This is a genomic window from uncultured Clostridium sp. (genome assembly GCF_963527835.1).
Lineage (GTDB): Bacteria > Bacillota > Clostridia > Clostridiales > Clostridiaceae > Clostridium.
In genome coordinates, this window is sequence record NZ_CAURTC010000002.1 from 152,849 (window position 1) to 167,845 (window position 14,997).

A 14,997-nucleotide genomic window follows, 5' to 3' on the forward strand; every position below is an offset into this window, starting at 1 on the left:
GTTTTATGTTAATTATATTAACTCATTTTTAACGTTCATATAACATATATATAACATAATATTATACATATTAATATATAAAAAGGATTTGAATGTTAAATCTAACATATTCAAAACCCTTCTTAAAATAACTATTTAAATTTTAATTAACTACGAGATTTTTAATTTCTTCTAAGAAAGTATTTATATCCTTAAACTGTCTATAGACAGATGCAAATCTAACATATGATATTTCATCAACTTGTTTAAGTTTATCCATAACCATTTCACCTATATCTTTAGATGCAATCTCAGTAACCATTCTATTAGAAATTGATTTTTCTATTTCATAGGCTATATCTTCTATTTGCTTTCTTGAAACAGGTCTTTTTTGACAAGCAATAATAAGACCATTAATAATTTTTTCTTTATTAAAATTTTCCCTAGTTAAATCTTTTTTTACAACTAAAACAGGAAAGTCCTCTATTTTCTCATAAGTAGTATATCTCTTATTACAATTTAAGCATTCCCTTCGTCTTCTAATTGTAGTATTATCATCCGTTGCTCTGGAATCAACAACTTTGCTTTCTTCAAAATTACAAAATGGACATTTCACTTTAATCACCTCTTTTACTTTAGTAAAAAGTATTTATAGATTCATTATATATAGTTTTTGTTCTGATTACTACCCATTATCAGAATCATACTCTGTTATATTATTTGATTTAACTAATATAACATCAACTCCAACTTTTACTATATCATTCCACTTAATCTCTATTTCATCATCTTTTAAAAACCATGACTTCATGGTTGTACTTGGTAAAATTAATGAGGTTATTTTATTTTCATCACAATCAACTTTAAAATCTTTTATAAAACCAAGTTTACGGCCTGTAGATATATCTATTATTTCCATAGATCTCATCGCATTAAGTGAATACATTTCTGCTTCCATAGTTATCCCCCTACCTATAAAAATTAATATCTTTATTCATCAACAACAACTCGTAATATTTTTATTCTATAACGCTAAATACACGTTTCAATGCTAATGAATCATAAATTTATAACTTTCAAATGCATAATTGTACATTTACTTTACTTTGAATACAAAACAAACTGCAAATGAAACTAAAAACTTTATTTATTTTATATATTTATATGTATGATAACTTTACTTAATTCCTGATATAATAAAAACTGATATTTATTAAATATCAGTTTTTATTATATCATATGGATTAAATTTAAACATGCTTTCTCATATGCTTTAAAGCTGTTTTTTCTAGTCTAGATACTTGTGCTTGAGAAATTCCAATTTCATCTGCAACTTCCATTTGCGTTCTTCCCCTAAAAAATCTCAAATTTAAAATTAATTTTTCTCTATCTGTTAGCTTTTTCATAGCTTCTTTTATGGATATATTTTCAAGCCAACTTTCATCTGTGTTTTTTGAATCGCTTATTTGATCCATAACAAATATTGCATCTCCACCATCATGGTAGATTGGTTCAAATAAAGATACCGGATCTTGTATTGCATCTAACGCAAATACAACTTCTTCTCTTGGTAGTTCTAGTTCTTTTGCAATTTGAGATATTGTCGGCTCTTTATTATTGTCTTTTATAAATTTATCTCTTACTATTAATGCCTTGTATGCAATATCTCTTAATGATCTACTAACTCTTATAGAATTATTGTCTCTTAAATATCTTCTAATTTCCCCTATTATCATAGGTACTGCATAGGTTGAAAACTTAACATTTTGTGATAAATCAAAATTATCTATTGATTTCATCAAACCAATACATCCTACTTGAAATAAATCATCAACGTTTTCTCCTCTATTATTAAATCTTTGAATAACACTAAGTACTAATCTTAGGTTGCCTTTTATAAAGGTTTCTCTAGCACTTAAATCTCCTTTTTTTAATGCTAAAAGAAGTTGTTTTTTTTCTTTTTCTTTAAGCATTGGAAGTTTAGAAGTATTTACTCCACATATTTCCACTTTATTAATAATCATAAGTACCAACCCTTTCGGAAGTAATAATCTGCTGCATTAAAGATTATCTCCGATAGATAATACTTTTATACTAAAGACAAGCTAAATCATTTTACTTATTTCTTTTTTTAGCCTTCCAATTATTTTTTTCTCCAATCTTGAAATATAAGATTGAGATATTCCAAGCATATCAGCAACTTCCTTTTGAGTTTTTTCTCTTGTTCCATTTAGTCCAAATCTAAGCCTCACAATTTCTTTTTCTCTATCATTTAAAATTCTAAGTGCCATTAGCAATAGTTGCTTATCCACTTCATCTTCAATTAAATTATATACTTCATCATTTTCAGTACCTAAAATATCTGATAACAATAGTTCATTTCCATCCCAGTCTATATTTAAAGGTTCGTAAAATGAAATTTCTGCTTTTATTTTACTATTTCTCCTTAAATACATTAGAATTTCATTTTCTATGCACCTGGATGCATATGTTGCTAATTTAATCTTTTTTTCTGGATTAAAAGTATTTACTGCCTTTATTAATCCAATAGTACCTACTGAGATTAAATCTTCAACATGAACACCTGTATTTTCAAACTTTCTTGCTATATAAACAACTAGTCTTAAATTTCTTTCTATTAAAGTACTTCTTATACTTTCATCTCCATGCATAAGATTATTGACTAATGTTTCTTCTTCATCTTTTGATAATGGTGGTGGAAGTGCATCGCTACCACCTACATAATATAGTTTTCTTCTAAATAATTTAAATCTAGATAATAATTTATTTAAAAATAAAATCACTCTTCTCATAATACACCCCTTTTATATTACTCCTCTTGATAACAATGCATTAAAATCATTTTCCTTACTTAATTTTTCATTGCACGGACATATGATAGCATCTACTTCATTATAAAATTTTTCACCTTTTATTTTTATTGCCTCTACCTTTATTCCCTTTAAATTACCTCCATATCCAATTGCACTATAAGGTATGTAGTAGACATCCTTACTATTAAAATTAATTGTACCTATAAGATCCTTTTCTATTAAAATACATGGAAGATTGCTAACAGGCTCTCTTAGTTCATTGCCAGTATCTAAAAATCCTTTTATATCATACATAGTGTCAGATACCTCAAACTGTATACTAAACTTAAAATTATTTACCATTAATTTGTTTTTAACATATTCTATTAATCTATTACAAAACATATATATTATCATTCCACCTAATAACAAATACTTCATTGAGTATTTACTTATTTCAAAACTTTCTCCTAATAAATATTCATTCTGATTTAGTGAAAATAAAAAACATAATCCACTTAATGTAAATGTTAATAATAAAAATATTCCCATTGCTTTAATTATGTTAATAAAACCTTTTTTACCATAACTTATCCTAATCATTATATATAAGATTATTATTCTACAAGGAAACGAAGTTAAAACATTCAATTTAGGAAATAATAATACAATCGTATACAATGCGCCTATAAATCCTGAACATATTAATAGAATATCTTTAACTTTATACTTTAGTATTTTCATTGTTAGTATCATAAGAAATAAATTAATTATAAAATTTTCTAAAATTAAAATATCTATATATACCTCCATACGAATCCCCCTATTGAGTTTTATTATAGACTTATATTAATTAAAAATTTGTCACAATAGCATACGATTTTACCATTTTTAGAACATAACTTTTTACATATATTTACATTTATTTTTTAATAATTAATAATACTTTTATATTTAATCAATTGCTATCTTTAATTGTATAACATGGATAAGTTACTTTATAAAAAGTAATAACATGTATTAAAACAATAAAATTTGCATAAAGAAAAAAGCATACAAGATTAATTAATCTCGCATGCTTTTCTTATATATAAATTCATAAAATACTAAGTATTAATGCTTTTTAGTTCTTCTTAAGAAAACAGGTATATCTAATAGATCATCATCATCAAAATTATTTTCTGGTTTAGGTTGTTCCACTGTTGCTGCAACTTCTGGTGTATGAGCCTTAGCTTGTGGTACCTCTTCCTTTTGAGTTTGAGTAACCTTATTTATCACTTCTGAAGGAGCAATATTATTGTTAGGAACTTCAAATCCTGTAGCTATAACAGTAATTCTAATCTCTTCATTAAGTGTTTCATCAATTACCGCACCAACAATTATATTAGCATCAGGATCTACTGCTTCACGTACAACATCAGCTGCATCATAAACTTCTAATGCACCTAAATCAACTCCACCTGTGAAGTTTATTATAACATCTGTCGCACCTTCAATTGATGTTTCTAATAATGGAGATGAAATTGCTTGATGAACTGCATCTTGAGTTCTATTATCTCCACTTCCGAAACCAACACCCATATGAGCTAATCCTTTATTAAGCATAACTGCCTTTATATCTGCAAAATCTGCATTAATTACACCAGTAATGGTGATTAGGTCAGAAATTGCTTGTACACCTTGTCTTAACACATCATCAGCTAATTTAAATGAATCTAATAATGTAGTCTTCTTATCTGCCATTCTAAGTAGTCTTTCATTTGGAATAATCACCAATGTATCTACTTTTTGTTTTAATGTTTCTATGCCCATTTCCGCATGTCTCATTCTTCTCTTACCTTCAAATGGGAAAGGTTTTGTAACTACACCTACCGTTAATATTTCCATAGACTTAGCTATTTCTGCAACTATTGGAGCAGCGCCTGTTCCAGTTCCGCCACCCATTCCTGCAGTTATAAACACCATATTAGCACCCTTTATTGCAGCCGAAATTTCTTCTTTGCTTTCTTCTGCTGCTTTTTTACCTATTTCAGGGTTAGCTCCAGCACCTAAGCCTTTTGTTAACTTTTCTCCAATTTGAATTTTGTGATCTGCATGTGAAAGCATTAACGCTTGCTTATCTGTATTAATTGCTATAAATTCTACATTTTTTAAACCTTCAACTATCATTCGATTTACAGCATTACTACCGCCACCTCCGCAGCCTATTACTTTTATATTAGTTAATTCTTGAATATCCCCATCAAAATCTAACAAAATAACTCCTCCTTTAGAAAATTCCCTCTAAAAAATCTCTGACTTTCTTTAAAACACTCTTACTTGCTTTGTTTTCTAATTTTTCTTCTTCATTTTTACTTATAACAATATCATTAACCTGTTGTGAACTTTTATACTCATATGAAATTAAATCTAAATTATCATAAACTTCCTTGACTACAGCTAAAGATGTTATATTCTCCGGATTTTTTATCCCTAAATCATCTTTTGTTATAACTGTAGCTGGAATTTTCAAAATATCATTAACGAAATTGCTTATATTCTCAAAATAATTTAATCCACTACCATATAGAATTATACTACAAATTCTATCATAATGACCAGTGTTTTTTAACTCCCTATTAATATAATTTAGTATTTCTTCAATTCTAGCATTAATAACTTCATAGAATAATGATTTTGATATCTTTAATGCCCCAACTTCTATTTCGTCCGCTATTTTATTATCTTTATACAAAGTTTCATAATTACTAGAATAAATTATTTTTATATTCTCAGCTTCCGAAAACGAAAGTTCTCCACAAATTGCCAAATCTTTAGAAATATTACTTCCACCTAAAGGTATACTACCAATATATTTAGGAATTCCATTACTAAATATAGCCATATCTATATTGCCTGCACCTATATCTACTAAAACTTTATCTCCTACATCATCCTCAGTTAAAAATATCTGTTTACCACACAATATATTTAACTTTATATTAGATAGCTTATAATTAGTGCCTTTAAAAATCTCATAATATTTAGTAATTTCATCTTTTAACCCTATTATTAAAGTTAAATTTACATCTAATTTATTACCTCGCCAATTTAATATATCCCTATGTAAAACTTTTCCATCCAAGATATAAAAATTAATCAAAGTATCAATTAGAATTTCATTGTCACTAATAGAAGTAGCGTTTCTAGCCTTTTTTAATGCTTCTTTTATATCTTCTTTTCTAGCGATCCCCTCTATTAATGAAATAGAAACAGTGACTTCAGTTATTCTAATATTTCTTGTTGATATCCCTGCTGAAATATTTTTTATCTTCCTACCAGTTTTATCTTCTAAATCTTTTAAAAGAGTTTTTAAAACAGCTCGACACTTGTCAGCATCTTTAATTATTCCTTTTTCAATTCCTTTGGACTTACAGTACTTAACACCAAGTATTTGCATATCCTCTTCATCTTTTTTTACTGCAAGAGAAGCTGATAGCTTCTTACTTCCAAAGTCTACTGATGCAATTATTTCTTCTTGCATTATTTTATTTCTTACCTCCTTGCAGAAAAGTATACTATGTTCCTATATATTCAACATAACAATTAAAATTCCTTTTTATTACTTTATTAATTTTAATTATTATTTGATTTCCATTTTATATACTCTTCTTTAACTATTATATTTTCATTAACCAATCTTTTCAAATCCATATCAATAGTTTGCATTCCATACTTAGACCCCATTTGAATAAAACTATTGATTTGTTCGTAATTTCCCTCTCTTATTAAGTTCTTTATGCTAGTAGTACATGTCATAATTTCTAGTGCTGCTGTTCTTCCAACCCCTGTAGCATTAGGTAATAAAATTTGTGATACAACACCTCTTAACAGCGAAGAAAGTTGTACTTTAATTTCATTTTGTTCTTTATTATCAAAAGAGTTAATTATTCTATAAATACTATTAGCAGCTCCCATTGTATGAAGTGTTGAAAATACCAAGTGGCCTGTCTGAGCTGCTCTTAATGCCACTTCTATTGCCTCAGTATCTCTCATTTCTCCAATTAATATAACATCTGGATCTTGTCTTAGTGCAGCTCTTAGTCCCATAACATAACTTTTAGTATCTTGACCAACTTCTCTTTGATTTATTATTGATTTATTATTATCATATATATACTCAATAGGATCTTCTAGTGTAATTATATGTTTCTCTTTTGTATTATTAATTTCATTTATCATCGCCGCAAGTGTTGTACTTTTACCTGATCCTGTAGGACCTGTTACTAATACTAATCCATCATTCAGTTTTGTCAAATCCTTTAGTGTTTGTATATTTGTTATATCACTAATTTTAGGTATACGTTGCTTTATTACTCTTAAACAAATAGAATAATTACCCTTACACTTATATGCATTAACTCTAAAATTCCCCATACCTTCAGGTTTATACTTAAAATCAATATCCCCTTCTTCTAAAAATTCTTCAAATCTTTCCGGTGCTAGTTCTCTAATATATTGAGATACTGTTTCATGATTGATTACTAAGTTACTAGCACTTTTTAAATTACCATCTATTCTAATCATTGGAGGTAACCCAGAAGAAATATGAATATCAGAAACATTATTTAAATCAATACTTTTTATCAATTTGTCGATATTTGACATACTCACTCCCCCATTAAATATTAAAATATATTTTTAAAAAATAAAACTTTTTTGATTTATTCTAAAAAATAATCTTCTTACAATAAGATTATCATATTTTTCAATATAATTAATAGTTTTTTATATTAAAATAAGGTGTGCTTTTTAGCTACACCTTATTTTCACCTTAAATTTTACCAAATAATTCTTTTTTTAGTTTTTTTAAAGCTTTTTTTTCTATTCTAGATACATAAGAACGAGAAATTCCTAATGATCCTGCTATCTCCCTTTGAGTTTTTCTATTTCCATCTATCAATCCATATCTCATTATAAGTATTGTACTTTCTCTTTTAGTTAAAGAATCTTTAATTTTTTTGTATAGATCTTTAATCTGTAGGTTACTCTCTACTTTTTCTAAAACAGAATCACTATCACTACTTAATATATCGATAAGACAAATTTCATTTCCTTCTTTATCTACTCCAATAGGATCTTGCAGATATACTTCACTTTTTTGTTTTTTATTATTTCTAAACAACATTAAGATTTCATTTTCTATGCACCTAGAGGCATAAGTAGCAAGCCTAGTACCCTTACCAGAATCAAACGAATCAATTGCTTTAATTAATCCAACAGTTCCAATAGAGATTAATTCATCTACATCTTTATTAGGAAAAGAATATTTTTTCACTATATGTGCTACCAGTCTTAAGTTTCTTTCAATTAAAACACCCTTGGCTGTCTTATCTCCATCTTTAAGTCTTTTTAAGTATTCTTCCTCTTCACTTTCATTAAGCGGGTTGGGAAATGTATTTCCACTACTTATATATCCTGTTAAAAATAGCGAATTACATATCAATTCTATGAAACCATTTAATACAAACACCTTTTTCCTCCATAACAGTGCTTGATACTATAATATGTTTGGAAATCAAAAAAGTTGCTTATTCATTTCTATTTTATTATATTTATTTATTATTTAATGTTTTAACTATATCTTTAAATATAGGAGCAGCTGTATCTCCGCCACCAAGTTCAACATTAGTCTCTAAATTTTGTAATTCTATATTTGGTATAAACACTACCATAGTATATGTTTTGTTATTAAATTTAAAATACCCTGAGAACCATCCATGTGTATTTCCATCACTTGCTGTAGCTGAACCTGTTTTTCCGCCTATATCTAGATCCGCTATATACGCTTTTATTCCTGTACCTCTTACTACAACCTCTTTCATTGCATCTTTAACAAGTCTTGATGTTATTTCACTATAAATTTTTTTCTCATCACTTTTAAATTCTTTTACTACATTGTCATTTTTATCTAAAATACTCTCTACAATATATGGCTTTACATATACTCCATTATTCACCACAGTATTTATAGCTCCTAACATTTGAACTGGTGAAACATTCATACATTGACCTATTGATATATTATTCATGCCTGCATCTTCTTTAGGTTGTATTCCACGGGTTTCATTTTTATTTTCTCCTTCTAAGTTTAAAACTCTATTATATAAACCTTGTTCTTTAGAATATTCCATTAACTTATCATATCCTACTAAAGAACCAATTTTAGCAAATATATCATTGCAAGATTTTACCAATGAATTTTTTACAGTTAATTTTCCATGATTTTCCCTACATATATTTCCATTACAATTGAATGTATCATTTACGTTTACTAAACCCATTTCTAAAGCAGAAGCCAATGTTATTATTTTATATATTGATCCCGGTTCATATCCTATTTCTTGGATACCCAAATTTATATTAGCTTCACTTTCATCTTTTTGCACTAAAGTCCTTATCTTTCCAGTATCACTTTCTATAATACTTACTCCAACATTTTTTAAATACTTATACTCTTCTTTTTCAAGTATATTTCTTATTTTATCTTCCATATCTTTATCAATAGTTAACTTTAGATTATTGTTATCATCACTTATATTAACTGTTTCTTTGGCATATACAGACTTATTATCTAAATAAAAATTTTTTTTAGGCAAATCATTATTTTTTAAATACCCTTGAAGATTTTCTTGCAAAGATCCCTCAACTTGGCTTTCATCTAATACATTTGCTAAGAAACTACTAACACTCCAAGCTTTTTTTGTATCTACTTCATCAAAGATATACGTGTAAATTCCTTTTATATTTTTAAGTTTATTTATTTTATTATAAGTTTCTTCTGAAATATTATAATAATTTTTTCCTTGTGCCTTCATTATTTCTGAATAATTAAAATCAGGGTTTTCAGATTTCATTATAAAATTTAAAGCCATTAAGTCCTCTAATGTTTCCTCATAATTATTCAAACTAAAAGGCTTAATATCAATAACTAAAACATATTTTTTATTATATTTCATCAAATCTTTCCCATTAGTATCTAAAATCATATATTTTATATTACTTATATTCTCCATTTGATGATTCTGATAAGATACCTGTACTTTTTCTGATGGATGTACTTGTAACATATACAATCTCATACTCAGCACTATTATTATTGTAATAAAAAAAGACAGAATCTTTAACAATCTCTTTTTTATGCTATATTTATCAGTAAAAATACAAAACACCTCTCTTCAGCTTAAATTTTAGCCTTAGATAAGGTGTTTTATTCAAAAATAAAATATTTTATTTGTTTTATAATGAAAGTACTTTATTAGATTTTACTAACATATCATTTTCTTGTAGTGGCTCATCAACTTTTACTGTAAATGTCATATGTGCTCTATTAGCAACATCAGTCTTCACATTCTTTTCTGCATCAAACATATCTAAAAGTTTAACATTAAAATATGGAGTATTAGGTCTTAACACTTCTACTTCATCATTTTCAAACACTCTATTTTTTTGAAGTATGGTTGCTATCTTAGTTTCTGAATCATAGGATTTAACCATACCTACAATATCATAATCTCTTACATAAGATGATTCTTCATAATTTTGTTCGCCCATTTTACCTAAGAAGAATCCAGTATGATATTTTCTGTGACTTATTTTATTTAAAGTATCCATCCACTCTTCTTTAAATTTATACTTTTCAGGATCTTCCCAATAAGTATCTAGTGCTTCTCTATACGCTTTTACAACAGAAGCTACATAAAATTCACTCTTCATTCTACCTTCTATTTTAAATGAGTATATTCCACTTTGTACAAGTTCTGGTATATAATTAATCATACATAAATCTTTAGAATTCATTATATATGTACCATTTTCATCTTCAACTACTGGATAATATTCACCAGGTCTTGTTTCTTCCATAAGATGATATTTATATCTACATGCATTTGAACATACACCCTTATTAGCATCTCTTCCAAGCATATAATTAGATATTAAACATCTACCTGAATATGCTATACACATTGATCCATGAACAAACGCTTCTATATCACAATCTTCTGGAATATTAGATGTTATTGTTTTTATTTCATTAAAAGTTAATTCTCTTGCTAATACAATTCTTTTTACTCCTAAATCATGCCAAAACTTAGTTGCTACCCAATTAACAGTGTTAGCTTGAGTACTTAAATGTAATTCAAGATCTGGAGCTACTTCTTTTGCTATAGCAATTAATGATGGATCTGCTATAAGAACTGCATCAACACCTAAATCATATAAGCTTTTAATATATTCTCCTGCACCCTTTAAATCATGGTTTCTTGCGAAAACATTTAAAGTAACATATACTTTTTTACCTCTATCGTGACAGTACTTTATTCCTTCTGCCATTTCTTCATTAGTAAAATTATTTGAAAATGCTCTTAAATTTAGTTTTCCTCCACCTAAGTATACAGCATCTGCTCCAAAGTCTACTGCAATTTTTAATTTTTCTAAATTTCCAGCTGGTGCTAGAATTTCTGGTTTTCTCATTTTAAATTACCTCCTTTTTGTCACTGCAATACCATCGCCCATAGGTATTACTGTTGTTATTAATTCTTCATCGCTAGTAACCATATCTAAGTATGTTCTCATTCTTTTAACTATAGTTATCTTTCTTCTTTTAACAAGCTCATTAGAAGCTACCATACCTCTAAATAAAACATTATCAGCTATAATGATTCCATCTTGTTTTAATAATCTTAAACAATGTGGAAGAAAATGATTATAATGACCTTTGCCGGCATCCATAAATATTAAATCAAAAGGTTCTTCCAATCTTTCTAAGACTTCAAGACAATCACCTTGTTCTATTTTTATCTTATCTTCTAAATTAAACTTCTTTAAGTTCAACTTAGCAAATTCTATCATTTTTTCATCTCTTTCAATTGTTATAATTTCAGGATTAGTTTTCGCTGATTCATACATTAATATAGATGAAAAACCTATTGCTGTACCAAGTTCTAAAATTCTAAGTGGTTTTTTCATGTTTACCATAAACTCTAAAAATACCCCTGTTTCTTTTTGAACTATAGGAACTGCATTTTCTTTTGCAAAATCTTCAATTTCTTTTAATGTTCCTTTTCTATCAGGAATTAGACCTCTTATATAATCTTCCATATAGTCATATGTAATTTTACTCATTTAAATCCTCCATATTAAACTAATATCCCAATTCTTTTTTTTTCTTTAAAAAATCATCATAACTATCAGTAAAATAATGATATCCATCTTCTTTTAATATATAAAATAAATAATTTGTTTCTTTAGGAAATAATGCAGCTCTTATAGATGCCTTCCCCGGACTTCCTATTGGTCCTATTGGTAAACCAGCATACTTATATGTATTATATAAAGAATTCACTTCTAAATGCTTATTTAATACTACATCCACATGATAACCAAGACCATATATTACTGTGGCATCTAATTGCAATTTCATATTATCTTTTAATCTATTATAAACAACAGAAGATATTAAATCCCTATCATAATCATATCTAGCTTCCTTTTCTATCATGGATGCAATAGTTATTACTTTTTCAATTTCATTATCTTTTATGTCAATTCCATCTTCATTTTCAATTTCTGCTAATACTTCTAAAAATCTATTAAACATTAGGTTAACTACTGCCTCTGCATTAGAACCATTTTTCACAAAATATGTATCTGGATATAAAAATCCTTCTAAGCTGTACCTCTTATTAGAATCTTCTCTTATAAAATTGGGTAATTTATAATTCTTTACTGCATTTATAAAATCTTCTTTAGAGCAAATTCCTTCTTCTTCAACTTTAGAAGATATTTGATCTATTGTATATCCTTCTGGAATTACTAACTTCTTAACATTTTTATTATCTTCTTGATTGTTTAATGTATTTATTAGCTCTGGTAAATTAACATTAGAGTTAACTTCATATATTCCCTCTTGAAGACTCATATCTTTTTTATTAAACATTAGGTTAAGTTTTATAAAATACTTATTAGATAATTTATTTTCTCTATTTAACCTATCCAATACTGAATAAATTCCTTCTCCATGTCTAACTTCTACAGAAATAACACCTTCATTTCCCTTTAAGGGTTTAGATATACTTCTTTTGTATGAAAATAATAATATAGCACATAAAACTACTAAAAAAAGACTTAAGGTTAATATGACGTGCTTTTTAAAGGATTTAATCTTCTTCATAAAGTTCCTCCGTAATATATAATAAAGTAAATAGTCAGAAGACCATTTACTTTATTATAATATCTTTTTATATTATTTTAAACATAAGAACTTATATTATTTTTTACTTCTGCTTACTAATTTTTTTCTTTCAGAACTACCTAATACAGTTTTTCTCATTCTTATATTCTTTGGTGTAACTTCTACTAATTCATCATCATTTATGAATTCTAAACATTGTTCAAGCTTCATTTCTAATGGTGGAATTAATTTTACTGCTTCATCAGCTCCTGAAGATCTTGTATTAGTAAGTTTTTTACCTTTACATATATTAATATCTATATCTTCTGCTCTAGATGACACACCAACAACCATTCCTTCATATACTGGAAGACCTGATGTTATAAATAATTGTCCTCTTTCTTGAGCATTAAATAATCCATAAGCAATAGATTCTCCATCTCCAAATGAAACTATAGATCCTCTACTTCTAGTTGGAATTTCACCCTTATATCTGTCATAGCTATGGAATACATGGTTCATTATACCATTTCCTTTAGTATCAGTCATAAATTCATTTCTGAATCCAATTAATCCTCTTGCTGGAACTATAAACTCTAATCTTGTATATCCATTAACAGCTGATGTCATATTAACCATTTCAGCTTTTCTTGGTCCTAATTTTTCCATAACAGGTCCCATGAATTCTTCTGGAACATCAATTGTCAAATATTCCATAGGTTCTTCTTTATGACCATTTTCTTCTTTGAAAATAACACTTGCTTTTGAAACTTGGAATTCATAACCTTCTCTTCTCATTGTTTCAATAAGTACTGAAAGATGAAGTTCTCCTCTACCAGAAACTTCAAAGCAATCTGGTGTAAGTTCTGTTACTCTTAAACTTACGTTAGTTTCTAATTCTTTAAATAATCTATCTCTTAAATGTCTTGATGTAACGAATTCTCCTTCTTTTCCTGCGAAAGGTGAATTATTTACCATAAAGTTCATGCTAAGAGTTGGCTCATCTATATTTACAAATGGTAAAGCTTCTGGATTTTGAGAATCCGCAATAGTTTCTCCTATATTTGCATCTGTAACACCACTTACTGCAACTATATCTCCAAGTGCTGCTTCTTCTGCTTCTATTCTCTTTAATCCATCATAAGTAAATACACTTGTTATCTTATAATTTGATGTACTTCCATCAATTTTTACTAAGGCAACTGTTTGGTTTTTCTTTACTTTTCCTCTATGAATCTTACCGATGGCAATTTTACCGACATATTCATTTGTATCTAATGTAGTAACTAACATTTGTAATGGTTCATCAATATAACCTTCTGGTGCCTCTACATGTTCTATTATCTTTTCGAATAATGGAATCATGTCATTGTTAGTATCCTCAACATTATTTCTAGCAAAACCTTCTCTAGCTGATGCATATATAATTGGGAAATCTAATTGTTCATCATTTGCTCCTAATTCTAAGAATAAATCAAAAACTTCATCTATAACTTCCTCTGGTCTTGCATCTGGTTTATCTATTTTATTGATTACAACTATTGGTTTTAATCCTAATTCTAATGCCTTCTTTAAAACGAACTTAGTTTGAGGCATAGGACCTTCATATGAATCTACTACTAGTAAAACCGAGTCAACCATTTTTAATACACGTTCAACTTCTCCACCGAAATCAGCATGTCCTGGAGTATCTACTATATTTATTTTAATATCCTTGTATTGTACTGCTGTATTTTTTGAAAGAATAGTAATTCCTCTTTCTTTTTCTAAATCATTTGAATCCATTACTCTTTCTTGTATTTTTTCGTTGCTTCTAAAAACATGGCTTTGCTTTAATAGAGCATCTACTAAAGTTGTCTTACCATGGTCAACGTGAGCGATAATCGCTATATTTCTTATGTCTTCTCTCTTGATTAATTCCATGTACATTCCTCCAAAAATAATTATTTAATGTATGGACAGTTTAATTTTTACTCTATGTAAACCTATAAC

The 14,997-nt window shown here is 27.6% G+C and carries 14 protein-coding genes; all 14 read right to left on the minus strand.

Translation table 11 applies throughout. From position 1 onward, the window contains the following. Positions 1-142: 142 nt before the first annotated feature. The gene (gene nrdR, locus RYM86_RS02010; RefSeq protein ID WP_315077218.1) at positions 143-595 is read right to left on the minus strand and encodes a transcriptional regulator NrdR; all 453 of its coding nucleotides are present in this window, start codon (positions 593-595) and stop codon (positions 143-145) included. A gap of 69 nt (positions 596-664) precedes the next feature. Beyond that, the gene (locus RYM86_RS02015) at positions 665-937 is read right to left on the minus strand and encodes a YlmC/YmxH family sporulation protein (RefSeq protein ID WP_315077220.1); all 273 of its coding nucleotides are present in this window, start codon (positions 935-937) and stop codon (positions 665-667) included. 292 nt (positions 938-1,229) lie between these two features. Next, positions 1,230-2,003, minus strand: coding sequence for an RNA polymerase sporulation sigma factor SigG (sigG, locus tag RYM86_RS02020; protein ID WP_012425713.1), 774 nt, complete (start codon positions 2,001-2,003; stop codon positions 1,230-1,232). Between the two features lie 81 nt (positions 2,004-2,084). After that, complete coding sequence (sigE, locus tag RYM86_RS02025) at positions 2,085-2,792, minus strand: RNA polymerase sporulation sigma factor SigE (protein WP_315077226.1); 708 nt, start codon at positions 2,790-2,792, stop codon at positions 2,085-2,087. 12 nt (positions 2,793-2,804) lie between these two features. Further along, entirely contained in the window at positions 2,805-3,605 is an 801-nt protein-coding gene (locus RYM86_RS02030; RefSeq protein ID WP_315077229.1) for a sigma-E processing peptidase SpoIIGA, read from the minus strand. A 300-nt stretch (positions 3,606-3,905) separates the two neighbouring features. Further along, a complete protein-coding gene (gene ftsZ / locus RYM86_RS02035) occupies positions 3,906-5,048 on the minus strand; it encodes a cell division protein FtsZ (RefSeq protein ID WP_315077232.1) in 1,143 nt (380 codons plus the stop codon). 13 nt (positions 5,049-5,061) lie between these two features. After that, positions 5,062-6,315, minus strand: a complete 1,254-nt coding sequence (locus RYM86_RS02040; protein ID WP_315077234.1) for a cell division FtsA domain-containing protein — start codon at positions 6,313-6,315, stop codon at positions 5,062-5,064. 92 nt (positions 6,316-6,407) lie between these two features. Beyond that, a complete protein-coding gene (locus tag RYM86_RS02045) occupies positions 6,408-7,439 on the minus strand; it encodes a PilT/PilU family type 4a pilus ATPase (RefSeq protein ID WP_315077236.1) in 1,032 nt (343 codons plus the stop codon). 166 nt (positions 7,440-7,605) lie between these two features. Then, positions 7,606-8,304, minus strand: coding sequence for an RNA polymerase sporulation sigma factor SigK (gene sigK / locus RYM86_RS02050; protein WP_315077238.1), 699 nt, complete (start codon positions 8,302-8,304; stop codon positions 7,606-7,608). Between the two features lie 82 nt (positions 8,305-8,386). Further along, complete coding sequence (locus RYM86_RS02055) at positions 8,387-9,901, minus strand: penicillin-binding transpeptidase domain-containing protein (protein WP_315077445.1); 1,515 nt, start codon at positions 9,899-9,901, stop codon at positions 8,387-8,389. A gap of 169 nt (positions 9,902-10,070) precedes the next feature. Continuing rightward, positions 10,071-11,306, minus strand: coding sequence for a U32 family peptidase (locus RYM86_RS02060; protein ID WP_315077241.1), 1,236 nt, complete (start codon positions 11,304-11,306; stop codon positions 10,071-10,073). A gap of 6 nt (positions 11,307-11,312) precedes the next feature. After that, on the minus strand, positions 11,313-11,957 hold the full coding sequence (locus RYM86_RS02065; RefSeq protein ID WP_315077244.1) for an O-methyltransferase: 645 nt from the start codon (positions 11,955-11,957) through the stop codon (positions 11,313-11,315). Between the two features lie 19 nt (positions 11,958-11,976). Then, positions 11,977-13,005, minus strand: coding sequence for an endolytic transglycosylase MltG (mltG, locus tag RYM86_RS02070; RefSeq protein ID WP_315077246.1), 1,029 nt, complete (start codon positions 13,003-13,005; stop codon positions 11,977-11,979). A 96-nt stretch (positions 13,006-13,101) separates the two neighbouring features. Beyond that, a complete protein-coding gene (typA, locus tag RYM86_RS02075) occupies positions 13,102-14,928 on the minus strand; it encodes a translational GTPase TypA (RefSeq protein ID WP_315077249.1) in 1,827 nt (608 codons plus the stop codon). Positions 14,929-14,997 lie beyond the last annotated feature (69 nt).